This window comes from Prochlorococcus marinus CUG1417, assembly GCF_017695975.1.
GTDB lineage: Bacteria > Cyanobacteriota > Cyanobacteriia > PCC-6307 > Cyanobiaceae > Prochlorococcus_A > Prochlorococcus_A marinus_AG.
The window spans coordinates 237,724-259,378 of record NZ_JAAORN010000002.1 but is presented as its reverse complement, the minus strand read 5'-3'; the positions used below and the strand labels follow the sequence as shown (position 1 = coordinate 259,378).

Annotated in this window: 25 protein-coding genes, 1 tRNA gene and 1 other RNA gene; 8 read left to right on the top strand and 19 right to left on the bottom strand. The window is 32.3% G+C overall.

Annotated features, from left to right (window positions below; translation table 11 throughout):
* The first annotated feature begins 3 nt into the window (after window positions 1-3).
* Window positions 4-732, top strand: coding sequence for an orotidine-5'-phosphate decarboxylase (gene pyrF, locus HA140_RS07470; RefSeq protein WP_209040500.1), 729 nt, complete (start codon window positions 4-6; stop codon window positions 730-732).
* On the opposite strand, the gene plsY is transcribed toward pyrF, so the two are convergent.
* Genes plsY through HA140_RS07445 form a run of 5 tightly spaced genes read right to left on the bottom strand, consistent with a single transcriptional unit; the run spans window position 719 to window position 4,880 of the window.
* Window positions 719-1,309 (bottom strand): glycerol-3-phosphate 1-O-acyltransferase PlsY, encoded by a 591-nt coding sequence (plsY, locus tag HA140_RS07465; protein ID WP_209040499.1) that lies wholly within the window; start codon window positions 1,307-1,309, stop codon window positions 719-721. The two genes, pyrF and plsY, sit on opposite strands and share 14 nt — an antisense overlap.
* A gap of 5 nt (window positions 1,310-1,314) precedes the next feature.
* Window positions 1,315-2,325 (bottom strand): DUF3086 domain-containing protein, encoded by a 1,011-nt coding sequence (locus HA140_RS07460; RefSeq protein WP_209040498.1) that lies wholly within the window; start codon window positions 2,323-2,325, stop codon window positions 1,315-1,317.
* A 34-nt stretch (window positions 2,326-2,359) separates the two neighbouring features.
* A complete protein-coding gene (locus tag HA140_RS07455) occupies window positions 2,360-2,764 on the bottom strand; it encodes a DUF3119 family protein (protein WP_209040497.1) in 405 nt (134 codons plus the stop codon).
* 4 nt (window positions 2,765-2,768) lie between these two features.
* On the bottom strand, window positions 2,769-3,524 hold the full coding sequence (locus HA140_RS07450) for an MlaE family ABC transporter permease (protein ID WP_209040496.1): 756 nt from the start codon (window positions 3,522-3,524) through the stop codon (window positions 2,769-2,771).
* Window positions 3,525-3,533: 9 nt separating this feature from the next.
* On the bottom strand, window positions 3,534-4,880 hold the full coding sequence (locus HA140_RS07445; RefSeq protein ID WP_209040826.1) for an MFS transporter: 1,347 nt from the start codon (window positions 4,878-4,880) through the stop codon (window positions 3,534-3,536).
* Between the two features lie 112 nt (window positions 4,881-4,992).
* Here HA140_RS07445 and HA140_RS07440 point away from each other — a divergent pair.
* Window positions 4,993-5,063: transfer RNA gene (locus HA140_RS07440), tRNA-Gly, on the top strand.
* 1 nt (window position 5,064) lies between these two features.
* Here HA140_RS07440 and HA140_RS07435 read toward each other — a convergent pair.
* Window positions 5,065-7,098 (bottom strand): glycogen debranching protein, encoded by a 2,034-nt coding sequence (locus HA140_RS07435; RefSeq protein WP_209040495.1) that lies wholly within the window; start codon window positions 7,096-7,098, stop codon window positions 5,065-5,067.
* Window positions 7,099-7,725: 627 nt separating this feature from the next.
* Between HA140_RS07435 and HA140_RS07430 the strand changes: the two genes are divergently transcribed.
* From HA140_RS07430 to HA140_RS07415, 4 genes are all read left to right on the top strand, one after another.
* The gene (locus HA140_RS07430) at window positions 7,726-8,001 is read left to right on the top strand and encodes an HU family DNA-binding protein (RefSeq protein ID WP_011132955.1); all 276 of its coding nucleotides are present in this window, start codon (window positions 7,726-7,728) and stop codon (window positions 7,999-8,001) included.
* 174 nt (window positions 8,002-8,175) lie between these two features.
* Entirely contained in the window at window positions 8,176-8,451 is a 276-nt protein-coding gene (locus HA140_RS07425) for a hypothetical protein (protein WP_245156243.1), read from the top strand.
* Window positions 8,452-8,505: 54 nt separating this feature from the next.
* Window positions 8,506-8,751 (top strand): hypothetical protein, encoded by a 246-nt coding sequence (locus HA140_RS07420; RefSeq protein WP_209040493.1) that lies wholly within the window; start codon window positions 8,506-8,508, stop codon window positions 8,749-8,751.
* A gap of 56 nt (window positions 8,752-8,807) precedes the next feature.
* Window positions 8,808-9,065, top strand: a complete 258-nt coding sequence (locus HA140_RS07415; RefSeq protein WP_209040492.1) for a hypothetical protein — start codon at window positions 8,808-8,810, stop codon at window positions 9,063-9,065.
* Here the strand turns inward: HA140_RS07415 and HA140_RS07410 are convergent.
* The 7 genes from HA140_RS07410 to HA140_RS07380 form a co-directional block, all read right to left on the bottom strand.
* Window positions 9,060-9,272: a hypothetical protein gene (locus HA140_RS07410; RefSeq protein WP_209040491.1), complete on the bottom strand. Its 213-nt coding sequence runs from the start codon at window positions 9,270-9,272 to the stop codon at window positions 9,060-9,062. The two genes, HA140_RS07415 and HA140_RS07410, sit on opposite strands and share 6 nt — an antisense overlap.
* A 2-nt stretch (window positions 9,273-9,274) precedes the next feature.
* A complete protein-coding gene (locus HA140_RS07405) occupies window positions 9,275-9,520 on the bottom strand; it encodes a chlorophyll a/b-binding protein (RefSeq protein WP_209040490.1) in 246 nt (81 codons plus the stop codon).
* A gap of 44 nt (window positions 9,521-9,564) precedes the next feature.
* Window positions 9,565-10,590, bottom strand: coding sequence for an adenosylcobinamide-phosphate synthase CbiB (gene cbiB / locus HA140_RS07400; protein ID WP_209040489.1), 1,026 nt, complete (start codon window positions 10,588-10,590; stop codon window positions 9,565-9,567).
* Window positions 10,578-11,567, bottom strand: a complete 990-nt coding sequence (gene ilvC, locus HA140_RS07395; RefSeq protein ID WP_209040488.1) for a ketol-acid reductoisomerase — start codon at window positions 11,565-11,567, stop codon at window positions 10,578-10,580. The genes cbiB and ilvC overlap by 13 nt, the downstream gene beginning before the upstream one ends.
* A gap of 110 nt (window positions 11,568-11,677) precedes the next feature.
* Window positions 11,678-12,289, bottom strand: a complete 612-nt coding sequence (locus HA140_RS07390; RefSeq protein WP_209040487.1) for an ATP-dependent Clp protease proteolytic subunit — start codon at window positions 12,287-12,289, stop codon at window positions 11,678-11,680.
* Window positions 12,290-12,315: 26 nt separating this feature from the next.
* Window positions 12,316-12,978, bottom strand: coding sequence for an ATP-dependent Clp protease proteolytic subunit (locus HA140_RS07385; protein ID WP_209040486.1), 663 nt, complete (start codon window positions 12,976-12,978; stop codon window positions 12,316-12,318).
* A 40-nt stretch (window positions 12,979-13,018) separates the two neighbouring features.
* A complete protein-coding gene (locus HA140_RS07380; protein WP_209040485.1) occupies window positions 13,019-14,128 on the bottom strand; it encodes a PIN/TRAM domain-containing protein in 1,110 nt (369 codons plus the stop codon).
* 97 nt (window positions 14,129-14,225) lie between these two features.
* Here HA140_RS07380 and hemW point away from each other — a divergent pair, with 97 nt between their 5' ends.
* Window positions 14,226-15,449: a radical SAM family heme chaperone HemW gene (hemW, locus tag HA140_RS07375; protein WP_209040484.1), complete on the top strand. Its 1,224-nt coding sequence runs from the start codon at window positions 14,226-14,228 to the stop codon at window positions 15,447-15,449.
* Between the two features lie 349 nt (window positions 15,450-15,798).
* Here the strand turns inward: hemW and panB are convergent, their stop codons facing one another.
* Window positions 15,799-16,572, bottom strand: coding sequence for a 3-methyl-2-oxobutanoate hydroxymethyltransferase (gene panB / locus HA140_RS07370; protein ID WP_209040483.1), 774 nt, complete (start codon window positions 16,570-16,572; stop codon window positions 15,799-15,801).
* A 47-nt stretch (window positions 16,573-16,619) separates the two neighbouring features.
* On the opposite strand from panB, the gene ffs reads away from it, so the two are divergent.
* Window positions 16,620-16,716, top strand: an RNA gene (gene ffs / locus HA140_RS07365) — signal recognition particle sRNA small type.
* Between the two features lie 12 nt (window positions 16,717-16,728).
* Here the strand turns inward: ffs and ftsZ are convergent.
* The 5 genes from ftsZ to miaB all read right to left on the bottom strand — a co-directional run bounded on the left by ftsZ (window position 16,729) and on the right by miaB (window position 21,639).
* Complete coding sequence (gene ftsZ / locus HA140_RS07360; protein ID WP_209040482.1) at window positions 16,729-17,844, bottom strand: cell division protein FtsZ; 1,116 nt, start codon at window positions 17,842-17,844, stop codon at window positions 16,729-16,731.
* Between the two features lie 179 nt (window positions 17,845-18,023).
* Window positions 18,024-18,647 (bottom strand): cell division protein FtsQ/DivIB, encoded by a 624-nt coding sequence (locus HA140_RS07355; protein ID WP_245156242.1) that lies wholly within the window; start codon window positions 18,645-18,647, stop codon window positions 18,024-18,026.
* A gap of 97 nt (window positions 18,648-18,744) precedes the next feature.
* Window positions 18,745-19,155 (bottom strand): hypothetical protein, encoded by a 411-nt coding sequence (locus HA140_RS07350; protein ID WP_209040480.1) that lies wholly within the window; start codon window positions 19,153-19,155, stop codon window positions 18,745-18,747.
* A gap of 10 nt (window positions 19,156-19,165) precedes the next feature.
* A complete protein-coding gene (locus HA140_RS07345; protein WP_209040479.1) occupies window positions 19,166-20,233 on the bottom strand; it encodes a D-alanine--D-alanine ligase family protein in 1,068 nt (355 codons plus the stop codon).
* Window positions 20,234-20,244: 11 nt separating this feature from the next.
* Window positions 20,245-21,639 carry a tRNA (N6-isopentenyl adenosine(37)-C2)-methylthiotransferase MiaB gene (gene miaB / locus HA140_RS07340; RefSeq protein WP_209040478.1) on the bottom strand — a complete coding sequence of 465 codons (1,395 nt, stop codon included), beginning with the start codon at window positions 21,637-21,639 and terminating at the stop codon, window positions 20,245-20,247.
* Between the last annotated feature and the right edge of the window lie 16 nt (window positions 21,640-21,655).

The following is a 21,655-nucleotide window of genomic DNA, read 5'->3' as shown; positions in this document are numbered from 1 at the left end:
TTGATGAATAACAGATATAATTCAGAAGATAAAATAATATTGGCAATTGATGGACTTGATTTAAGTCAAGCAAAATTTCTTCTAGAAAAATGTCCTAGTATTAAGTGGGTGAAAGTTGGTTTAGAGCTTTTTGTTAGGGAAGGTCCAAGAGTTATTGAAATTTTAAAAAGTTTAAATAAAAAAATTTTTTTAGACTTAAAGTTTCATGATATTCCAAATACCATGAGTGCAGCATGTTTCCAAGTTTCAAAATTAGGTGTTGATATTATTTCTATTCATTCTTCAGCAGGCCTAAAAGCTCTTAAGGATTCGAAAAAAGCAACTATAGAAGGAGCCTCCTCAGTTAATGAAAACCCTCCATTTGTTGTAGGAATAACTGTTTTAACAAGCTTTTCTCTTAAAGATTTTCAAACTGATCTTGATAGAAATAATACAATTGAAGAAAATGTATTGAGACTTGCAAAGTTGTCTTTTGATGCTGGGTTAGATGGATGTGTCTGCTCCCCTTGGGAGGTAAAAATGTTGAGATCTATTTATAAAGATAACTTTGAACTTATTACACCTGGTATCAGGTTAAAAATTGACAATAAAGATGATCAAAATAGAATTATGACTCCCCATGAAGCTATAGATAATGGCGCTAGTAAATTAGTCATTGGTAGATCAATATCAAAAGCTATAGATCCTAATAAAGCTCTAATAGAAATATTTAAATCTATTAATTCTGGTTAATTTTGGATTCTTCTCCCTTGAGCAATCTTATTATGTTTGTTCTATGTTTCCAGATTACTAATAATGCCACAATTAAACTTATAAAAAAGTATGAGTGCATAAAATTGCCGAGGTAAAAAAACATAAAGATAGGAAGTAAGATTGCAGCTGAAATACTTGATAAAGATACAAATTTGGTTTTCGCTAATACTAATAAAAAAATCCCTAAAGAAGCTAATCCAACTTTCCAGGATAGAGCTAAAAACATACCTAATCCAGTCGCGACAGCTTTACCTCCTTTCCCTTTTAGCCATATTGGCCATATATGGCCTGATATTGCTGAGATACCTGCCAATACTTCTATTAACTCTTGGTCTGTATAATTCTGAGCAATTTTTACTGCAATAAGACCTTTACTAACGTCAATAAGAAAAACAAAAAGTGCTGGCCATTTCCCTACATTTCTTAAGACATTTGTGGCACCTGTAGATCCAGAACCTATTGTTCTTAGATCTATATTTTTGAGATATTTCCCAATTAAAAACCCTGTGGGGATAGACCCTAAAAGATAACCAACAAAGATTATTAAAATATTCATACAAATTAGTTTAATTCAAGATCATCGTAAATTTCATTATCTGAGCCTGCAAAAGCAACCCATAATGGGAATTGCAGTATAGGAATTTCAACAGATGTTTCTGATGCATCAATAATAATAAATGGTAATTCTTCATTAGCTTCTAATCTATCGGCTCTTTCGATGACACCTTCAGGCCTTTCAAAAAGAACAATCCCACTATTAGGCCCAAAGTCATCTCTTGAGAGACCAAGTGAATCTTGAAGAATTCTTCTCCACTCCCCTAATCGTTCAGGCTGAGAAGCTAAAATAAGCGTCTGAAATTGATCTCCATATAATTCGCCAAGAATAGATATTAAACCCGCTGATAACAAAGCATTTTTTTGTCGAGATCCTCTACTTTCAATAGAACCTCTTCCGCCCATATTAAAGAACCAATCATCCATAATTTCTACATCTGATGAATTAAGACTACGTCTTAATTTCCAAGGTTCAGCATAAAAATCAGGTTGTTCTGTAAAAGTTGAAAAGCAACTTTTTATAATCTCTTCATCTGGCTTAAATGTTTCAGAAAGAGCAGGAACATTTACCACATTATTTATAATATTTTCTTGTTTCTTTTCATCGAGGGGGGATGGCTTTACGATTATTGGTTGAGAAACCAACTCAAGTTTATCTACGTTTTGTGAAAGATTCTGCAATGCTCCAGTTAAGTAATCTTGAAAGCCTTTAACTCTTTTAGCGATATTATCCGACTGTCCTTGAAAATTTGATTCTATATCTTTTTCTAATTCATTTTTTTTTGTTTTTAAATCTTTTATTTCTTTTTCTAAAGAGTCTTTTTTTTTGATGAGATCTCTAAAAATCTCATTAGAAATTTCATCAAAAGATTTATTTGATTTGTCGTTTTTTGGGGCAGTTTTTTTATTTTGCCTTGTATTTTTCTCACTAGTTTGTTTGGTTTTATCATCTGAAACTGATTTACCTATGATTAATTCCTTTTCAGGATTATTGTTTGAAATTTCTGTATTGTTCATTTAAATAATTTTGATGATAAGAAAAAACTCAACTTTAGGAATTTTTAATTTCCAAGGAGTCAACTTTTTTTAGAAGTTCATCTTTTAATTGCTTTGGATTAAATAATATTGGTAATAAATGAGGACTAGATTTTTCTCTAAAATAAAATACACCTGGGACTATAGGGAAAAAGAATTTCCATGATATCCAGTTCTTGAATGGAAAAGTTCTAATCTCTTTACCTAATTGTAAAACTATAAAATTATCATTTGTTATTTTTATTCTTAAGGTAAAGGACTGAAGTAATAAGAAAAAGCTAAACGATGCAAAAACTATTGTTGGCAATGAACCAATATTTAAAAATAAAAGCATAAAACTTAAAATTATCAGAATTATTGGTAATTGGAATGATGGCGATATTATTACTGGTTCTTCCTTTTTTGATTTAGTCTTAAACATAGAATTATCCAAATAAAATTTGTGTTAGTAATACATCCATTAAAGATACATTAACAAGAGTCATTACAACGGCCCCTGTTGTACTTGTTCCAACTTCTTTTGGACCACCTTTAGTTGTTAGTCCATATCCACAAGCAATGATTGAGATAAGTAATCCGAACACTATAGATTTTATTAACATTGAAGTTAAGTCTGAGCTGGTTAAACTCACATTACCTGATCTCACAGATGTCCAGAAAACTGTTGGAGGAACTTTATAAAAAATTGTGCTCCAAATTTGTCCACTCCATAATGCGACAGATAAAAACAAAAGGCACTGAATAGGAGACATTATTACCATCGATAGTAATCTTGGTACTACCAAATATTGGACTGGTTCAGTCCTTAACATTGTGATGGCCTCTATTTGTTCTGTGACTTTCATAGTGCCCAGTTGAGCAGCATAAGCTGTGGCAACCTTCCCAGTCATTAAAGTCGCAGTTAAGAGAGGAGCCATTTCTCTCGCCATTCCTACTGCTAATAAACCTCCAATTTCACTTGAAACACCCATACTTGTTAGTTGTGATGCTACTTGAATATTAAAGACTGTACCTGCGGCAATTCCTGTAATTAATACAATCAACAAACTACCAGGACCCGACTCCATAAGTTGGTCAAAGAGATCATTCTTGGAAATTTTACCTCTGAAGATAAAATTAATTGCTTGCCCTCCAATGATGAAGCTGCTTAGAAGTCTTTTAAAAAACTTAGGGTAATACATATCTTTATATTAGTTCGTAATTAATTTTCGATCCCATTTTCTCATTATCAAAAGACCAATTACCACCATTATTGAGGGTATAAAACCAATGCATAATCTAATAGTTAATTGTGCTGAGGTGCATTGTTCAATAATATTTAAACTATCTTTATCAACAAAGCATGTTTGATAACCAGATAAATACAGCAAAAACCCTAATAATTGAACACTCAAAGCGATTCCAATTTTCTGAATAAGTACCATCCAAGCGGTATATAGTCCTGCTGGTTTCTCTGGATCTTCGTCTATTGCATCTGGAAGAAGTGACCAAGGGATAAGAAAAGCAGTAGAAGCTCCAATGCCAATAAGACAGATTATGAAAATTAAAAGAATGAACAAAATCATGTTGCTGGCATTTAGCAATAAACCATCTCCAACTTCTGAAACTCTAGATAAAGAAGGAAAAAATAAAGCTGCCGTACATGAAATAATCCACAAAAAAGCTCCATAATTTAAAGCTGAAATTCTATTCAATTTATTTGATACTCTAGTCCATATTTGTAAACCTATTAATGCACTAATTTGGAAAGGTATTGGGATCCACTTTGCTATGTCTGTTGGCACCCTCAGCACATCCTCTACATAGATTAATGCTACAGTTTGCATCAATTGCAAGGCGCACCATAGCAGAATATAAAGCGTAATGATTTTGAGAAATTTTTTATTTCTGAAGATCCTTTTGAATTGAAGAGTTATTGCCTCTGCTTTCCCTGAAGGCCTTCTGGCTTTTTTTGCAAATGGAGCTAACCCCCAACAGGATATTAATGTCGTAGCTACAGCAATACATCCACTTATTTTACCCATTAAAAAATATTCATTATTTGCTGAGTCTTCTGAACCTAAGACAATTCCAGCAATTATCAAACCAGTTATTCCTGCAATTATTGAGCCGGTAAATCTAGATGCGTTTAACCTTGTTCTGATTGCTGTTTTTTCAGAAATTTCGGTTGATAAAGCAGCAAAAGGAAGATTTATACTTGTATAAGCAGTCATTACGATGATAGAAATTATTGCATAGTAAATAGTCTTATTTAGAACGGAACCAGCTGGGGTCCACCATATTGCAGCTAAAGAAAAACCAAGAGGAACAGATGCTGCTACCATCCATGGTATTCTGGGCCCCCATCTCGATTTAGTCCGATCGCTTAACCATCCAATTAAAGGATCATTTATTGCGTCCCATATCTTTATTAACATCAATAACGAGCCCGCAATTATTACTGGTAAACCAGCAGAAATAAAGAATTTGAACAGAAAAAAACCAAATTGCGTCGCCACTAAACCTGTACCTGCATCTCCTAACCCATAGGAGAACATTAACCTTGTTGTTGATCTAGTAATATTTTTCTTCGAGTGTGAATTTTCCAATCTTTTTAATTTGTTGATTGTTTGATAATGTATTATTGCAATGGTAATTCTAATACTTAATGCGGGCGTGGTTTAGTGGTAAAACCTCAGCCTTCCAAGCTGAAGATGCGGGTTCGATTCCCGCCGCCCGCTTTTAAAATATATTATTTTTTGCGCCAAATACTTCTTCTGAAATGATTAATAAAGAGCTTCTACTCTTTATTGAAACAGAGTTTTCCTTTATATTTATGGGTTCAAAAATCTCATTCATGCTAGTGTCAATAACTTTAAACCAATTATATTTACATTTCGGCAAGGGGAAATCTATATTTTTTGAATATGCATTTAAACCTATCCAGATAAGAGGATTAGTATTGCCTTTGTTAATGCTAAAGGCAACTGTGTGAGACCAACTACTCCAATCGGGGCTATCTAATTTTGTCCCATGCCAATGATATGCTGGTATATGTTCATTTGTTTGATTATTAGGTAAGAATGATGGATTAAAAATATTTATAAGTTTTTTTCGGATTTTTATAACATATTTGAAATATTCTAATAATTCCAAATCTTGTTGACCATTTTCCCAATTCATCCAGCCCAATAAATTATTTTGGCACCAAGAATTATTGTTACCGCCTTGCGACCTTCCTATCTCATCACCCATAAGTATCATTGGAACACCTCTGGAAATAAGTAAACTAAGAATAAGATTTTTTTGTTGTCTTTTTCTTAAATCATTGATTAATAAGTTTGTAGTTGGTCCCTCTATACCATGATTCCAAGAATTATTATGGTTATCACCATCCCTATTTTGTTCTCTATTAGCAAAATTATATTTCCTATCGTAAGTTACTAAATCTTTTAGAGTAAATCCATCATGTGAAGTAATAAAGTTTATTGATTTTGGGAAAATAGTATCTTCTTTATAAATCGATGGACTACCTTTTATTTTATCGCTCATATTCCAAGCTGTATCTTTATCCCCCTTCCAAAATCTCCGTAAGTCATCTCTAAAATGACCATTCCATGTAAAAGTATTCTTAGATGGGAAATTACCTAATTTATATAAACCACCACAATCCCATGGTTCACTTATTAATTTTATATCGATAAGTTCGGGTTCACATTCTATATCTTCAAAAATTGGAGGATTTTCGAGTGGAGCAAGATTTTCTCCTCTTGATAGGGCAATTCCTAAATCAAATCTAAAACCATCTACTCCAAGTTCACTCGCCCAGCATTTTAATGATTCAATGATTAGTTTTCTAACTAATCCTCTGTTTGCCGCAATAGTATTACCGCACCCAGAGACGTCCTGATAATTTTTATCTTTTCCTATAAAGTAATAAAGATTTTCATCTATACCTTTCCAAGATATTGCTGGTCCATGAGAATCTCCCTCAGACGTATGATTGTATACAACATCTAAGATGATTTCAATATCTGCTTTGTGACATTCCTCTACCAATCTTCTAAATTCCTCTCTATTTTTTTCGGCCGATTCATTCGAAAGATATTCAAAATGAGGTGTAAACCAATTGATTGGACTATAACCCCAAAAATTATCTAAACCATTTGGTGCATCAGTTGGATCAAAACAAAAAATTGGAAGTAATTCAATTGTGGTAATACCGAGTTCTTTGAGATACGGAATTTTTTTTAAAAATTTCTTGAAACAACTTTCATTTTTATCAGTTGATTCAGTAAAGGATTTGATATGGAGTTCATAAATAATTGTTTCTTCCCAAGAATGTTTCGGTCTTGGATAATCCTTGAAATTAAATAATTTTCTATCGCAAACAACGCTTTTAAGACAAGAATTAGTATTTTCTAGATTGTTTAATGCATTTTCTCTTTTATAACTTTCCCATCCAGTAATACCCCTTGAACATGGATCAAGTAATACTTTTTTTTCATAGTTATTATTAATTTCATTATTTTTTTGTTTTATTCTAAAAGCATAAATACAACCTTCACTTAGATTTTTTATTTCCACATGCCAGTATGGACCAGTATTATGGTTCTGATCTAATTTCAATATGGTTTTTGGAGAAATAGAGTCTTCTTTCTCGAACAATAGTATTTCTACATATTCTGCATTTGTAGCTATTAGGGAAAAATTAACTCCTTGTGAAGTTAGAGAACTTCCTAAAGGAAATGGTTTACCTTTATTGATATGAGTCACTTTCCCTTTATCATTGATTAGTTAAATATTGAAACAATTTATTCAAATTACTGATATTTGAATAATAGATGAAAAATTAAAAAAAAAAACTCAAATTTAAGGTTTCACTAATCAACTTTTTTAGATCTTGGAAAGTATTGATTTTCTAATTAATTGCATTCTATTTATCTATCTGTTCAGTTTATAGAATGATTTAGAGAGAAAGTTTAATAATGAGAAAACCAGATTTTTCTTGATTTCAAAATACAAATCATGCTTTTTCATGTGATGAGAAGGAAATATATCTGAAAATTAATAAAACATAATAAATACCTCAAATTCTTAACTTTATGACCCTTAGACATTTCTCCTTTTAATAAATGAAGTTTGTCTTTTTAAGGCTAACTCTAGTATTACCAATGGTTTGGGCTGTTTACTAATTAATGAGGCTATTTTTTATATAGGAAAAATATGCCGCTATAAAAATAAATAATTTAGCTAAAAATGTCCCTAAGATTTGTATAAAGCTTTGCGCCGCCGGCATTTTCGGTTGCCGTATTTGTATTTGCTCCATATGATATGCAAGTTCGAGGTTTTTAGGCTTGATTAAAACTCTTGTCTCTAAATCTCTGCTTTACAAACAATTCAATGAACAAAGCTGATTTAGTAAATCTTGTTGCTGCTCGTACAGAGCTCACAAAAACGGATGTTTCTTTAGTTGTTGATGCAGCTATTGAAACTATTGTTGATTCAGTAGTGGAAGGCAAAAAAGTCTCCATACTAGGATTCGGTTCTTTCGAGCCAAGAGATCGTTCTGCAAGACAGGGATTAAACCCTAAGACAGGCGAAAAAATAGCAATACCTGCTAAAAGAGTTCCAACATTCTCAGCAGGTAAACTTTTTAAGGATAGAGTTCAAGGGTAGACTTTTTAACCTATTTCTCTCTTTAAATACCAAGGTGCTCTTTTAGAGCATCTTTTTTTTTAATTTCAATTAAATTAATATTAACTAAATGACCAAAACTCTTACAAGGTATCCCAAATTTTGAAGTCTTAAGAAGTCATGAAATGTTTAACTTTTCTATTCCTAAACTTTTTTTTGTTATCTAATTCTGTTATTGCAGAAGCAATACCAACAAAATCCAAGATCTTAAAAGAATCTAGTTATTGTATTAAAGATCTTCAAACTCAAGATTGTAAAGAGTTAGTTTCTGAAATAGAAAAACTTCAATTAGTTGTATTTGATCAAAATAGATTCAAATGTCAATCAAGTTTATTGGGGATGCAGTCGGCAATTATTGAAACTTATTTTTTAAAAAATTTCTCAAATGAGAGAATTTCATTTATGGTCCCATATGTGATTAAAAATTGTTAATTAATAAGAAATTTTATTTTTTTGGAATATCATAAATTTGGATTTTAAGTTGAAATGGTAAAAGGTTTCTCTGATAATAAAGTTAAAAATGATGCTGAATTAAAAGAATCAAAAAAAGAAAAAAAAGGCTTAGCAGCTTTTCTTAAAGGCAAGAAATTTACTTACACTTTGCCAGGTAAAAAACAAATAAATATTTTTGGATCAATAGTACTAGGCTTAAATATGATTTTAATATTGCTAGTCATCCTTTATTTAAAGAATCAAGAATTCCATGATTTTGTTTTTAATGTTGGTCGTTAAATATTTTTAGATCGAAAATTTTTTTTAAATGATATATTTAAATTTTAGAAATTTTTATGAAGGTAGTAAATTTAGTTTTCCAAGTATTTTCTTTGTTAGTAATCCTTATATTTTTGATATATTTTCTAACAGGTTTTGACTCTGCTTTTGAGGCAGACCAGAATTGTCATTCATATCTTTCAAGCTACGATAACCTATCTGGAAATTATGGTTGTGATCATGATACTGAGACACATCAATGGATACTTTACGAGTCAAATAACAACAAAGAACCAGCTAAAATTATTAAGAAATTTAGGTACAAATTTTTATAACTCAAATTTTCCATAAAAAAACTTTGCACATATTGTAGATATTATTGCTGTAATTGCGAAAGTAAGATACTGATATATGCTGCCTTCTAAGTAAATTTTATTTTTATAAAGAGGATAATCTATAAAAGAACCCAAAGTTCCCCAAATTATTACCCATACAGATATGTACAGTATTAATTTTATGGGATTAGATTTTTTTTCTTCCATTTTTAATTGATACCAAAAATTGAGGATGTCACAGGTCTGCCGCTAAAAACCAACTCGGTCAATATAAGCATTAAAAATCCGATCATAGCCGCTCTACCATTCACAAGCTCAGCGCTGCTATTAAATCCAAAAACATTCTTTACTTCATCCCCCTGATTGTCTACCCATTTTGAGTATTCATTATCAGATGCTGAATTATTAGCGAAACCATCATTTTGATTTTCGATTGGAGAGTCTTTTTCTTGCATAAAGTCTTTTTATTTATATTAATAATTTTTAGGCTAATTTATCATTAAATAAAACTCGAGATAATAAAAAAAACTAAGACAAAAATTATTATCCATAAAAATTGTAATCTCAAAATTAATTGACAAATTAACTTAATTTTTTCTTCATTGCAATTATCTCCAGTCGCATTGATTATTGGCTTTTCAATAATTTTATTTTTATATTTACTTTTACCTCCCAATTTAATATCGGAAACATAAGCGAATATAGCTTCTGAAAGCCCCGCATTAGGCGAATCATATTTTTTACCATCAAGATAACTGTTTTTTATAATTGATATAGACTCATTAACTTTGTCACTTACTAAAGGTAATGAGATTAAAACTAATCTTGAAGGGACGAATGTAAAAATATCTTCGATTTTTGCACTGAAAAAACCTAAATATCTAAAATAATTATATTTGTAACCTATCATTGAATCTAATGTACTTATAGCTTTATAAGAAAAACCAAGTGACAAAGGACCTGGAAGATAAACTGAAAACTTTATAAAAACAATTCCAATAAAAATCCAAAATAATGGCCCAAATATTCCATCAACAGAATTTTCTGTAAGACTCTCGGCACTTGATCTCATGAGATGTTTTATGGAAGAAGATTTTACATCCCTACTTACTATTCTTTGAACCTTATCTTTGATTAGTCTTTTATTTTGGTCATTAATTTCCTTGCGTTCTATTAGCTCTGCAATCTCTTTAACACTTGTAATAAGTCCCTTGGAAGCAATACAACTTGAAAGTCCAAAAAAAATTAATAATCCACTAAAAAAATGGTTTCTTGATTGCAAATAACTTAGTTCTATCAATTTCCCTAAACTAAAACTAATTCCGATAGTAGATATAGCGATAAATAAACCTCCCCAAAATAATATTTTTTTATTTTCTCCAAAATTTTTTATGAAGTAATCAGATATTTTGCTTATGTAAAAACCAATTATTTGAACAGGGTGGATTAAGAATTTTGGATCGCCGATTAACAAATCAAAACCAATAGATCCAAGAAATATTAAAAATAAATTTATTTCAGCCAACTAAACATCGAGCGCAGACCTTTACCGACTTTCTCAATTTCATGTTTTGAGTTCTCCTCTCTTAATTTTGTCATTAAGGGTTTATTTTTATCGCATTCTTCTACAAAATTTTTAGCGAAAGTTCCATCTTGAATATCTTTTAAAATTTTCTGCATTTCTTTCTTTGTATCACTATTGATAAGTCTTTTACCACTTACATAATCTCCATATTCTGCAGTATTAGAAATGGAATCTCTCATTTGAGATAAGCCACCCTTCACCATTAGATCAACTATTAGTTTAACCTCATGTAAGCATTCAAAGTAAGCAAGTTCTGGTTGATAACCTGCCTCTACAAGTGTTTCGAAGCCTGACTTGACAAGTTCTGATAAGCCTCCGCATAAAACCGCTTGTTCTCCAAATAAATCAGTCTCTGTTTCTTCTTTAAAGTTTGTTTCAAGTATCCCAGCTCTCGTTCCTCCAATCCCTTTAGCGTAAGCCATTGCTAATGATCTTGCTTTACCTGAAGAATCCTGTTCTACAGCAAACAATGCTGGAACTCCTTGACCATTCTGATATTCCCAACGAACAGTGTGTCCAGGTCCTTTTGGGGCAATCATCACAACGTCTACAAAACTAGGAGGGTTGATAAGTCCGAATCTTATATTAAAGCCATGAGCAAAACTTAATATCTTACCTTCTTTTAAGTTTGGTTCTATTTCTTTCAGGTAAACATCCTTCTGAAACTCATCTGGGAGGAGAATCATAATCCAGTCCGCTTTTTCGCAAGCTTCAGAAACACTAAACACTTCTAGACCATCTTTGATAGCTTTACTTTCAGACTTACTACCTTTATATAATCCTATAATTACATCCATTCCACTATCTTTTAAATTCAGGGCATGCGCATGACCTTGTGATCCATATCCTATTATCGCTATTGTTTTATTATTAAGAAGACTTAGATCTGCATCTGTGTCGTAAAAGAGTTGGGTCATTAGTTGTAGCTTCTTTGCATTTGATAATTAATATTTTAGACATTAAATGTGTAAATAAACCAATAAATTTGTAATTTAAAAATGAAAATTAAAATATTTGTCTAGAAAAATCAAGGCTGATTTGCTTCGCTTGGATGAGTAATTACTCTATCAATCAGGCCATAATTTTTTGCCTCTTCTGCGCTTAAAAAATAATCTCTATCAGTATCCTTCTCAATTTTTTCAAAAGATTGACCTGTCATGTCCGCCATAGACATATTTAACATATCTTTGATTCTTAAAATTTCTTTAGCTTCTATTTCAATATCACTTGCTTGACGTTGAGATGTTCCTCCAAGAGGTTGATGAATCATTATTCTGCTGTGAGGTAAAGCGACTCTTTTGCCTTTGGTTCCAGCAGCCAATAGAAACGCACCCATGGAAGCTGCGAGGCCTACGCATATGGTTACCACATCACTCTTTACGTATTTAATTGTATCGTAGATAGCCAAGCCCGCAGTTACTGATCCTCCTGGGCTATTTATATAGAGATAGATAGGTTTGGAATTGTCATCAGAATCAAGATAAAGCATCTGAGCAACAAGGCTATTAGCAATACCATCATTAACTTCTTGTCCAAGAAAGAGGATTCTTTCAACACCTAGTCTTGTATATATGTCCACCCATCTTTCATATTGACTTCCTGGAAGTCTGTAAGGCACACTTGGGGTTCCTATTGGCATGGTTTTAAAGTAGTTTTTTGTGAGAGTTAAATTTGAGTAGGCAAATCTTTTTGACTTGTGAGTATTCTATCGATAACTCCATAATCTAAAGCTTCTTGAGGGTTAAGATAACTCATCCTGTCTGAGTCTTTTGAAAGTTCTTCGATAGTTTTTCCAGTATTGCGAGAGAGAATCTCTAGCATTGATTTTTTATTTTTCAAAACTTCCTCAGCTCTTATTTGAATATCGGTTGCTTGACCTCTAGCTCCGCTAATAGGTTGATGTAAAACAATAGAGGCATGAGGAAGAGCCGCTCTTTGCCCCTTAGTTCCAGATGAGAGGATAACTGCTGCTGTTCCCATTGCTTGACCTATACAGATCGTATGTACGGGAGGTTTAATGTAGCTTATTGTATCGCATATAGCAAAAGCTTCTGTTTCAAACCCAACTGCGTCTCCAGTGTACCAGCTTGTCCCTGTTGAGTTTATGTAAAAATAAATTGGCTTTTCTGGATCTTCAAACTCTAGGTAAAGAAGCTGAGCAATGATTAGCTCAGTAACATCCATTCCTAGTTGTCTTTTTGCATCATCGTCTGAAAATAATGGTAAACCAAGATAGACAATTCTTTCTTTTAGCAAAAGAGAGGGTAGATCAGGGGGCGGGGTCCTCATAACGGTATTTTCGCCGTAATAAGGAGCAGATACAGTCATGTGTATCACAAAATTAAAGTTGATTTGATTCTAGCTAGATTTAGCCCTTTGTTGCTGGTGATTTTAAAGATTTGTTTGACTCAGGATTATTTATCAGTTTTCCAAAGACCATTCTTCCTGTAGGAGTTTGTAGTGCTCCTGTAATAACAATATCTAATCTGCTTCCAACAAAATTCTTTGCTTCGTCAATTACAACCATTGTTCCATCATCTAAATATCCAATACCTTGCATTTTTTCTTTACCCTCTCTTACAATTTTTATATTGAGAGATTCTCCTGGCTGTACCTCTGGTCGTAGAGCAATAACTAAATCACTCAAATTCATAACTTTTAATTCTTTGACTTCTGCAATCTGAGATAGATTATAATCAGCTGTAATTAAAGTTCCTGCCATATCCTCAGTGATTTTTAGGAGTTTTTCATCAACCCCATTGCCTTCATACTTTGTTGGGTTTATTACAAGTCTTCTTCCGTATAAATCTCTCAATTCTTTTAATAATTTTAAACCTCTTCTGCCCTTAGATCTTTTTTCGTTACTACTTGAGTCAGCTAAAGTTTGTAATTCATCAATTACACTTTGAGCAACAATTAATTGTCCTTCTAATAAGCCGCAACTTAATAGACCGTTTATTCTGCCATCAATAATTACACTGGTATCAAGAATTTTTGGACTTGCAGCAGGGAGAATCCCTTCATTAACTAAGTATGCATCGGTATTATTTGGATTGAATAATCGCAATAATGTTCTTCCATGGGTATCTGCTAATTTATAACCAAGAACTCCAAAGAAAATATTGCTTAATATAGCCGCTAAGGGTTTTGCATAAAAGACTTCTCTAGGGAAGGGGATTAACAGTATTGGAGCAAGCAGGAGATTTGCAACTAACAATCCTAAAATTAAGCCAACTGACCTACTTATTAATAAATCCGTAGGCATTGTCCTTATTTGATCAAGAAATGTTTTTCTAAGTTGAAGGAATACAAAACCAGCTGCTAATCCTATGAAAAAACCTATTATTGCTAAAACAATTCTAAAACCCTCTACATTAGACACCTGTTTGAGTATGTCCACTGGCAATAAATCAACCCCAAGCCATCCTGAAGCAGCCCCAGACAATACAAATAAAATTAATACTAAGATATCTGTCATATCTATAATCTACTAGGATTTATTAATTGAGTAAATAAGGATTTTATTTTTTCCATCCTTAGTATTGTTTTGCAGAGCTTAAAAATGTATTTAGATTATGAATAAGTTTCCAAGAAGTGCTTATATACATATCCCTTTTTGCCATAGAAGGTGTTTTTATTGTGATTTTGCAGTTATTCCACTAGGAGAAAAAGTTGAAACTTTACAAGGTTATGGAAGCAAAACTGTCAAAAGATATATGTACTTTTTATATAAAGAAATATTGTCGATTAAGCATAAATCATCTCTTTCGACAATTTATGTAGGTGGAGGTACACCATCAATTTTAAATCCACAACAAATTAAAGAGTTAATTGACATTTTTAAAGAAAATTATGGAGTTGACTATGGTGCTGAAATTACGATGGAGGTTGATCCAGCTAGTTTTACTGAAGATGATCTTTATGGTTTCATAAGTGCTGGGATAAATAGATTTAGCCTCGGAGTGCAAAGTTTTAATAATCAGATACTTCAAAAGTCTGGAAGGAGACATTTGAAAGAAGATGCTGAAAAATCTTGTTTATGGTTGAAGAAGGTATATGATTCTGGGTTAATAAAAAGTTGGAGCTTAGATTTAATTCAAAATTTACCACTTAGTGGATTTAAAGAATGGCAAGATGACTTAAAAAAAGCAATAACTTTTTCACCACCTCATATATCCATCTACGATCTAAATATTGAAAATGGAACTGTTTTTAAAAGATTAATTAGTTTAGGGAAATTAGAACTTCCAAATGATGAAGAGGCTTTTAGAAATAGTTTATCAACTCATTTTATTTTAAAGAAATCAGGATACTCAAGATATGAGATTTCAAACTATTGTCTCCCAGGCCATCAATCGAGACATAATAGAGTTTATTGGAGTGGTTCGGGCTGGTGGAGTTTTGGTCAGGGTTCTACTAGTTCACCATGGGGGGAAAAATTTACCAGACCAAGGACTAGTAAAGAGTATAAAGAATGGGTAAATAGACAATACGAACTTAATTTGGATTCATCACTAATTAATAAGGATTTTGTCTATAAAGAACTTGATGAGAAAATAATGTTGGGATTAAGACTCAAAGAGGGTCTAGATATAAAAGAAGTGTTTAAAGAGCAAAACTGGGAAAACAAAAAATTTGCAAGAAACTTTAGTAAATTACTAGAAGAATGGGAAAGATTTCTTGAAAGTGGACTATTAGTGAGAAAGGGGGATAGATTCTTTTTAAGTGAGCCTAAAGGAATGGAACTGAGCAATCAAGTTCTTGTTTCTATGTTTAAGTGGTGGGATGAGATTAATTAAATTAATTATATCTATTTAATTAAGTCAAAACCTAAGGCATCACTGGTACTTGTGTTGTTTTAAATAATTTTACAAATTGCCGTAAAAACTTCTTTAACAAAGCGTAAAGAAATTTTTTGTTTATAAAAGATTGACAGACGATCTAAATTAGAGGGTGTAACTAGCTTTCTTTTTAATGTCTATTAATACATTTCTTTTGCTGTTATTAGTTATTGCAAACTATACAAACTTATTTTTAAATATCAAAAATAGGAAAAAATGAAACTTTCTCAAGATACTTCACTACCAAATAAACATTGGTGAATACTACGTCCTCGAGTTATTTTACTTTTTGTATAAATGTTTTTAATTAGTTAAGTCTTTCAGAGTCTACCCATTCTTTTAATTTATCCTTAAATAATTTCTTACCTTGAATAATCGGTTTGCAAAATGGTGGTTGATCATCATTGAGGCCTAACAAATCTGCCGTTACTCTTACTTGTCCATCGCAATAATTACCTGCACCAATACCTATTGTTGGAATTGTTAAAGAATTTTGTATTTCTTTAGCAAGAAAATCAGGAATATGTTCAACAACTATTGAAAAACATCCTAATTTTTCAAGGATAGAAGCCTCTTTCTTGATTTTTTCTTGGCTTTCTATGCTTTCTCCTTGTTTCTTTAATCCAATGTTTAGATAGCTTTGTGGTGTAAGACCTATATGACCCATAACAGGGATTCCCATTCTAATTAATCTAGAAATAACTTTTTGTATTTCTGGTTCAGCTCCTTCTACTTTTACAGCTTTTGCATATGTGTTCTGAATGATTTTCCCTGCATACTCAACAGCTTTATCCTCTCCACATTGGTATGTCAGGAAAGGCATATCTGAAACGATCAAAGGTTGTTCATCAATATTCTTTTTAAATCCTCTTGAAACAGCATTAGTATGATAAATTATGTTTTCTAAAGTTAATGGCAATGTTGATTTGTATCCTAAGCAGACCATTGCTAAGGAATCTCCTACTAGGACGAGATCAACATTGGCTTTTTCTACGATAGATCCTGATATTGAGTCCCATGCAGTTAGTGCAATAATTTTTCTAGATTCTTTTTTATAATTAACTAAGTCTGAGGGTAACATAATAAATTTATGTATCTTTTTTAATCAAGAATTGCTAAAATGTTCATGACTCGGCCTTTCGCGGTTTTAACGCCTAAACCTGGTCAGGACCGGAAGGTAGCAGCCACAAGGGATGCTTGAGGCAGGCGAGATAACCGAGTCACTTTATTTTACCTTTTAACCTATATCTTTTTTATTTTGCCTTAATCTCAAGAACTCAGGAATACTAGCTCCTGATTCTTTATTATCGGACAAATTATATAAGGGTTGAGTTGATAGTCTGTTTTTTAATCTTTGTTGGTTTAATGGTTGATTTGTTTCAAATCCTGTTGCAATGACAGTAACTTGTATCTCCCCTTCCATGGCTTCATCTACTACTGCACCAACAATAATATTTGCTTCTTGATCAACAACATCATAGATAATTTCAGATGCGGAGGTCATATCTTCTAAAGTCATATCTTTGCCACCGGTAATATTTATAACGCAGCCTTTGGCTCCATCAATTCTAGCGGCTTCTAACAAAGGACTATTCATGGCGGCCTGTGCGGCTTCTAAAGCTCTTGATCTTCCTGACCCAATACCTATTCCTAGAAGAGCAGTGCCTGCTTCCGTCATGACTGATCTTACGTCTGCGAAATCAACATTAACCAATCCTGGGCATGTAATTATATCACTGATACCTTTGACTCCCATCCTTAAAACATCATCAGCATTCCTAAATGCTTCTTGAAGGGGAGCACCTGCTATAACATCTTTTAATCGGTCATTTGGAATAACTATTAAAGTATCAACGTTTTCAGCTAATCTTGCAATCCCCTCTTCTGCTTGACGCATTCTTCTTTTTCCTTCAAAAGAAAATGGTTTGGTTACTATACCTACTGTTAAAGCACCACTTTGTTTCGCTACTTCTGCGACTACGGGAGCTGCTCCTGTACCAGTTCCTCCACCCATTCCAGCTGCTATAAAAACTAGATCAGATCCTTCTAAAGCTTGTTGAAGCTCTTCTTTAGACTCTTCGGCAGCCTTTTGCCCAATACTTGGATTCCCGCCTGCACCTAAACCTCTAGTGAGGTTTTGCCCAAGTTGAACCCTGCTATCTGCAGAGGATTGTAGTAGGGCTTGTGCATCGGTATTGAGGACTCTAAATGAAACACCTTCTAAATCACTATTTATCATTCTATTAACTGCATTACTGCCACCACCACCTACACCAATAACCTCTATTTTGGCGTTTTGGCTTGGAAGGATTTCTTTCGATTGATCAAAGTTTGGATTGTTACCGAAGCTCATCTCTTAATAGGAAATTAATACTAGTATTGGATGCATTATGAACTTACTGAGCTCATCTGTAGGAATTTGTTGAGGAAAAACCTAAAAATATTTATTTTTTAAATATTTTGTTTTGAATGCAAAACCCACATCAACACTACAATAATTAAAAAAAATTATTTAAAATGGTTTTTCAAATATTAGGGTTTGAACACTTTTATTTTTGGTTTATCTGGATTAGTAAGATCAATATTATCTATTTCTTTTGAAAAGCTATTTTTCTTAAATTCATTTTTAAGGTTATTGATTATTTGTAATTGATAGTTAATTAAATCTGGTTTAAATCCTAAAAATATTGTACCTAAATCTTTTTCTTCAACAGTTAAAAACCCATTGGGCGAAAAAGTTATTTTAACGATCTCAAATTCATAATTATCTAAAGCAATGAAAATTTCAGATAATATTTTTTTGAATTTTTCTTTCCATCCAAAAACTTCTATAGTTAATTTATTCAAATTTTTTTCATACACATTTTGTTTATTGATAAAAATTCCATCTTTATCAATGAAGCCTAATATTTTTTTATCATTTATTTTTCTCTCACCGTAAGCTATTGGAATTCTTGTATTGATATAAACCTTCAAACCAAAAGGAAATAATTCTCTGTTTATCGAAACATTCTTAAGAGATAAATTTTGTTTCAACTCTTTTTCTAACAAATTAGTTTTAACAAAAATTAATCGGACCGGGAATTTTAACGATGAATTATTTACCACATCATTCTGCGAAAATAATTCACTACCAGTAATCCTAATGTTCTGCATATCAACTTTTTTAAGAGTTTTTATGCTTAAAAAGCTTGTTAAAAATAAAAATAGAATTAGAAAAAATAAGCTTCTATTATTGATTTTTTTTTGTTTTTCACAAATCACATCGAGCTTTTTCCATTAATTGGTCCATCCATTCTCTCGCTTGCTCTGCATCTGAAAATGGGACATCCATCTCTTTCCCATCACCTACTAATCTCAACCTGCACTTGCCTTGAGATTCACTTGTTAGAGGAGCTTCTCCAGAAGTTAGTGCCATTAATTCAAGTAATTCTAGTTTCTTGATTACAAAACTATCTTTTTCTTCAAATTTACCAGCTTCAAATGCGCTCCACTTTAACTTCCCATCCTTTAAGGAAGCTGCACCTGAACTATCTAACTTGCACAGTTCAGAATCACTTGCCCAACTTCTAAAAAGATTTTGTCTTCTTCTTTCTAACCATCCAAGTGCAGTTAATAAAATGAAGATTAAAAGTAATGGTAACCAAAGAAGTCCATGCAACATTCGATTTAAATTACAAATCTAAAGATATATCTACTAGTTTAGCCACAAGTTGTTCAATTTTTAAACCTGAAGCTTCCCAAAGCATTGGAAACATGCTGTTTTTTGTAAAGCCAGGAATTGTATTTATTTCATTTAAAAAAATTTTATTTGAAGATTTTTCTAAAAAGAAATCTACTCTCGCAAAACCGAAAATATTTAGTGCTCTACAACTTTTAATAGCAATTTCTTTAATTTCTTTTGTGATTTTAGAATCTATCTCGGCTGGGATAATTATTTTATTATTTGAGTAATATTTTGAATCGTAATCATACCAATCACTTTCGTAACTTACTTCGCCTATCTCAGAGGTGAAGAGTCTCGAATTTCCAATTATTCCGCATTCAACCTCCCTCACATCTAAACCTTCCTCTATTACGATTCTTGGATCTATTTCCCGAGCCTTTTCTAATGCTTGTAATATTTCTGATTCACTTATGACTTTGGAGATGCCAAGAGATGATCCAGAGTTAGAGGGTTTAACAAAAAGAGGAAAACTTAATTTTTTTAAAATTTCATTAATTATTTCATTTTTTACCTCTTTATTGTTGAGATCTGCATTTTGAAAAACTAGATAATTAACTTGTGGAAGATTAAGATTTGAGAAAATTGTTTTCATCAATATTTTATCCATTCCAAGTGCAGAGCCAATAATTCCACATCCTACTAAAGGTTTCTTTGTAAATCTAAGTAAGCCATGAATTGATCCGTCTTCCCCATTAAATCCATGTATAAGAGGGAACCAAACATCAATATTTTGAAATTCAATTCCGTCAAGAAAGTTAATTTTTTTTTGATTAAAAATTTCTTGTTTTTTTGTCTTATTGTTTTCAACTTCATCAATTAAAATTTTTTCTGAACTATCACTATCAAGCCAATCTCCATATTTATTTATGTAAAAGGCTTTAACTGTGAAGCGTTCTTGATTTGTTTCTGAATTGAATGCTTTATAGACTGTTTTCGCAGAGGATATGGATACTTCATGTTCATTGGAATTTCCGCCAAATATTAACCCAATACATTGTCTCTTGCTCCCGATCATTTAGACAAAAATCATAAATAAAGTTCGCCTGTTAAAGAAAAGGGTCTTGCTTCATTTATTCTGACATCTATCTCATCTCCCAATGAAAAATTAAAGTTAGTGTTTTTGGGAATCTCTACGAAAGTTAATCTATTTGTTCTAGTTCTACCCATAATTTGCAAGGAATTTTTTGGATTTAAACCTTCAATTAAAACGCTTTCGATATTGTTGATATATCTTTGATTTCTACTCCTAGCAGTTTTCTCGACCAAATCATTGATTTCCTGTAATCTGGCTTTTTTCACCTCTTCAGAAAGCTGATTCGGCCAAACTGCTGCAGGCGTGTTTGGTCTGGGAGAGTACGCTGCTGTATTCACTTGATCAAAGCCAATCTCTGATATTAGCTTTAATGTATCTTGAAATTGTTGTTCGGTTTCTCCTGGGAAAGCGACTATTGCGTCAGCTGTAATTGATGCATCTGGCATTAATGATCTTATATTCTCGATAATATTTTTATACTTTTTGATTGTGTATCCTCTGGACATTTGCTTTAAAATTTCATCATTTCCACTTTGGAAGGGAATATGGAAATGTTCACAGACTTTATTAAGTTCATAACAAGCTTGAATCAACCTTTTTGAAAAATATCTTGGATGACTAGTAGCAAATCTTATTCTGCGAATTCCTTTAACATCATGAATATAATATAAAAGATCAGTTAGAGTATTTTCCTTTCTCCCCTCTTTTGTGGTCCCTGGAAGATCTCTACCATAAGCATCAATGTTCTGACCCAAAAGGGTAATTTCTTTAAAATTATCATCAGCTAATTTTTGGATTTCACTTTTTATCGCATTTGGATATCTTGATTGCTCTGTCCCTCTGACAGAGGGGACTACGCAATATGAACATCTTTCATTACATCCATAAATGATATTAACCCAGCCACAAATAGAGCTTTCTCTTCTGGCACTTGTTATGTCTTCAGATATGAAGGTTTCTTCTGTGGCAGCAATTTGATTTCCTAATTCAACTTTTCCCAGAAGATTCTCAAGATTATTTACGTGTTGAGGCCCCATAACTAGATCAAGTTCTGGGACTCTTCTTAATAAGGACTCTCCCTCTTGCTGAGCAAGGCAACCTGCTACAACAAGTTTTAAACTAGGTATTTTGTGCTTTCTTTTTGCTTGTCTTCCAAGAAAGCTATAAACTTTTTGCTCCGCATTATCTCTGATAGTGCATGTATTGTATAGGACCAAATCAGCATTTAATTCATTATCTGCTCTGGAATATCCCATTTTCTCTAATGTCCCAGCCATTCTCTCAGAATCAGCTTTGTTCATTTGGCATCCAAATGTGGTTATCCAATAACTGCCTGTAGTTGAATTCTTTTTAAATTTTGTTCCGTCTGGTTTTGTTTTTGTTAGCACTTTGCTAGGAATTTTT

Coding starts and splice junctions, on each gene's coding strand:
- pyrF (WP_209040500.1), top strand. CDS start 4: ATGAATAACAGATATAATTCAGAAGATAAAATAATATTGGCAATTGAT.
- plsY (WP_209040499.1), bottom strand. CDS start 1,309: ATGAATATTTTAATAATCTTTGTTGGTTATCTTTTAGGGTCTATCCCC.
- HA140_RS07460 (WP_209040498.1), bottom strand. CDS start 2,325: ATGAACAATACAGAAATTTCAAACAATAATCCTGAAAAGGAATTAATC.
- HA140_RS07455 (WP_209040497.1), bottom strand. CDS start 2,764: ATGTTTAAGACTAAATCAAAAAAGGAAGAACCAGTAATAATATCGCCA.
- HA140_RS07450 (WP_209040496.1), bottom strand. CDS start 3,524: ATGTATTACCCTAAGTTTTTTAAAAGACTTCTAAGCAGCTTCATCATT.
- HA140_RS07445 (WP_209040826.1), bottom strand. CDS start 4,880: ATGTTCTCCTATGGGTTAGGAGATGCAGGTACAGGTTTAGTGGCGACG.
- HA140_RS07430 (WP_011132955.1), top strand. CDS start 7,726: ATGAACAAAGCTGATTTAGTAAATCTTGTTGCTGCTCGTACAGAGCTC.
- HA140_RS07420 (WP_209040493.1), top strand. CDS start 8,506: ATGGTAAAAGGTTTCTCTGATAATAAAGTTAAAAATGATGCTGAATTA.
- HA140_RS07415 (WP_209040492.1), top strand. CDS start 8,808: ATGAAGGTAGTAAATTTAGTTTTCCAAGTATTTTCTTTGTTAGTAATC.
- HA140_RS07410 (WP_209040491.1), bottom strand. CDS start 9,272: ATGGAAGAAAAAAAATCTAATCCCATAAAATTAATACTGTACATATCT.
- HA140_RS07405 (WP_209040490.1), bottom strand. CDS start 9,520: ATGCAAGAAAAAGACTCTCCAATCGAAAATCAAAATGATGGTTTCGCT.
- ilvC (WP_209040488.1), bottom strand. CDS start 11,567: ATGACCCAACTCTTTTACGACACAGATGCAGATCTAAGTCTTCTTAAT.
- HA140_RS07390 (WP_209040487.1), bottom strand. CDS start 12,289: ATGCCAATAGGAACCCCAAGTGTGCCTTACAGACTTCCAGGAAGTCAA.
- HA140_RS07385 (WP_209040486.1), bottom strand. CDS start 12,978: ATGACTGTATCTGCTCCTTATTACGGCGAAAATACCGTTATGAGGACC.
- HA140_RS07380 (WP_209040485.1), bottom strand. CDS start 14,128: ATGACAGATATCTTAGTATTAATTTTATTTGTATTGTCTGGGGCTGCT.
- hemW (WP_209040484.1), top strand. CDS start 14,226: ATGAATAAGTTTCCAAGAAGTGCTTATATACATATCCCTTTTTGCCAT.
- panB (WP_209040483.1), bottom strand. CDS start 16,572: ATGTTACCCTCAGACTTAGTTAATTATAAAAAAGAATCTAGAAAAATT.
- ftsZ (WP_209040482.1), bottom strand. CDS start 17,844: ATGAGCTTCGGTAACAATCCAAACTTTGATCAATCGAAAGAAATCCTT.
- HA140_RS07355 (WP_245156242.1), bottom strand. CDS start 18,647: ATGCAGAACATTAGGATTACTGGTAGTGAATTATTTTCGCAGAATGAT.
- HA140_RS07350 (WP_209040480.1), bottom strand. CDS start 19,155: ATGTTGCATGGACTTCTTTGGTTACCATTACTTTTAATCTTCATTTTA.
- HA140_RS07345 (WP_209040479.1), bottom strand. CDS start 20,233: ATGATCGGGAGCAAGAGACAATGTATTGGGTTAATATTTGGCGGAAAT.